General features: G+C 47.9%; 3 protein-coding genes and 1 pseudogene. All 4 read left to right on the top strand.

All coding sequences use genetic code 11. From position 1 onward, the window contains the following. Positions 1-697: formate dehydrogenase accessory sulfurtransferase FdhD (gene fdhD, locus Q0340_RS05400; protein WP_298082476.1), on the top strand; the 697-nt coding region annotated here is incomplete at its 5' end. Positions 698-706: 9 nt separating this feature from the next. Beyond that, positions 707-1498, top strand: coding sequence for a LysR family transcriptional regulator (locus tag Q0340_RS05395; protein WP_298082475.1), 792 nt, complete (start codon positions 707-709; stop codon positions 1496-1498). Between the two features lie 17 nt (positions 1499-1515). Continuing rightward, positions 1516-1704, top strand: a complete 189-nt coding sequence (locus Q0340_RS05390) for a sodium-dependent tyrosine transporter (RefSeq protein ID WP_177388229.1) — start codon at positions 1516-1518, stop codon at positions 1702-1704. 391 nt (positions 1705-2095) lie between these two features. After that, positions 2096-2351, top strand: a pseudogene (locus Q0340_RS05385) (hypothetical protein); the annotation flags it as partial.

The raw sequence follows: 2351 nt of genomic DNA, 5'->3' as shown, positions 1-2351 counted from the left end.
GCTTGAAATTTTACTAAACGACAAGCGTTTCGGCGCACTGATGGCGACTCCGAGCGATTTAAAGGCGCTCGCGGTAGGATATTTGCTGAGCGAAAATTTGATCTCGGACGCAAGCTGTATAAAAAACATCGAGCTCGCGCCCGACGGGCTTAGCGTGAATGTGTGCGGCGAGATAAACGAAAAGCGGCTAAATAGCTTCGATGCCGAAAAGGTCATCATCAGCGGCTGCGGGCGCAGCTCTACCGCAAATATCGATCCTGTAGCGATGGCGGCGCGCAAAGTCCGCTCGGACGCTAAATTTCATAAGAATGAAATTTTAAATTTGATGAGCGAGTTTTACACGCAGTGCGAGCTTTACGAGATGACGGGCTGTGTGCACACCGCAAAGCTCTTTACTGCGGGCGGCGAGTATTTTATCGGCGAGGATATCGCCCAGCACAATACCATCGATAAATCCGTCGGCAAGGCGGTCTTGGCGGGGCACGATACGCAGGGCTCGCTTCTTTTAGTAAGCGGTAGGCTAAGCTCCGAAATGGTCGCCAAAGCCGTGATGAGCGGCGTTAGCGCGCTTGTTTCGCGCACGGCTCCTACGAGCCTCGGCGTCGTGATCGCGCGTAAATTTGATCTTACCCTTTGCGGCTTCGCGCGCGGCGAAAATTTAAACGTCTATAGCGGCGAAGAGAGAATTTTGAGTTAAGAGGGCGGCATGGAGATAGATATCAAGATAGACGATAAAAAAGCAAGCGAGATCAAAAGGCTAATTTTAAATTTACTAAATCCAAGCGGCAAGCTTGATTGCGGCGCGGCGTTTAAGATCGCCGCCAAATTAGGCGTAGACGCGAGCGTAGTAGGAGATCTCGCGGCGCGCGAAGGGATACGGATAGACCGCTGTGAACTCGGACAATTCGGCAAGCTGCAATGTAGCGGAGGCAGTATAAAGGCGCTGCAGAAGCTAAATCCGTTTTTGGATGAGAAAAGGCGGATTTTTTGCCGCGACGCCCGCGCCGTAGCTAGCGGCGGAGTGGGGTTTGATACCGTGCGCTCTACGCTTAAGGAGCACGCCATAGACGTGAAATATTGTCAGCTGGGCTGCTTTAAGGAGAAGAAAGGCAAAAGAATGAGGGTAAAAACAAAAACTTGGATCGAAAATGCGCAGGGCGAGCTCATTTTCGGCAAGGGCAAAACCGAAGTGCTGGACGTGATCGCTCAAACGGGCTCCATCTCTAAGGCCGCCGAGGTTTTGGGGATGAACTACAAAAAGTGCTGGAGCCATCTGCAAATTTTACAAAAAAATCTGCAAGAGGAGCTCTTTAGCACCAAGCAAGGCGGCGGCAATGCCGCAGGCACGACGCTAAATGCGCGCGCCTATGAGCTGATCGCCGCGTATAAGCAGCTGCAAAGCGATATAGAAAACTACGCAAACGAGCGCTTTAAGGAGCTTTTTTTGAAAAAAGAGGGCGAGAAAGACGCAAATAAAGCGAAAGATAAAAACCATTAAATTTAAAGGAGAAAACGATGTTTGTAAAGCTAAACGAACGAACCTATCTAAACAAAGACAGGATCACGCGCATCAAGGTAGATAGCGTCCAAGACGGTATCAGAATTCGCTTTTATGAGGGGCAGTTTCAAGTTGCCAAAAGCGGCAGATTTGAAAGCGAAGAAAAAGCGATGGAGTGGCTGCAGAAAAATTTTATCGGCAAATAGCCGCAAAGCGCACTTCATGGCCGCGCGAGCAGCTTGAGAACAAATCCGCAAAATACGCTTTTGGTGATACGGTAGCGACTTGCCGCTCATTAGCACGACGATGATTTTCGGGTTTGTGCTTTAAAGAAGAGCTTGTGCAAAGATGTTGCGGTAAAATTTACGGCGAACGAGCTTCGGATATAGAGCCTAGCGTAGCGTGCAAATAGGGATACGATTACGCAAATATGGTCTATGACGACATTCGTTCGCCAAATTTACTCGAAAGATTTCATCATTCAAACCCGGCTTAACCGCATTTTTCAGCTAGCTTTGCCTATTTCGCCTATATAGTATTTATATTTTATTAAGTACTGATTGGATATAGTCGCGAGCAAAATTCTAAGGGGAAATTTTGAAAAGCTTCAAACTTCGGTTTATTTATGCTATCTGCGCGGTAGTCGCATGCGCGCTGTATCTATTAGCCGAAAGATCGGGTCTTACAGAACGCAAACAAACCCATTTCACCGTTACTTCAGATACTAATGTCTCAAAAGTACCGGGCCTTAGCAAATACGTAACCCAAGAAGAGGTCGATAGCTTCGCGTTTCGCTACTGGGATATAGATTACAATTCAAACCCGAAAAACGTATTTAAAGAACCCGCCATAG

Source organism: uncultured Campylobacter sp. (assembly GCF_938045595.1).
Classification (GTDB): Bacteria; Campylobacterota; Campylobacteria; order Campylobacterales; family Campylobacteraceae; genus Campylobacter_B.
The sequence above is the reverse complement of the archived record's forward strand: the minus strand, read 5'-3'. Positions and strand labels throughout refer to the sequence as shown.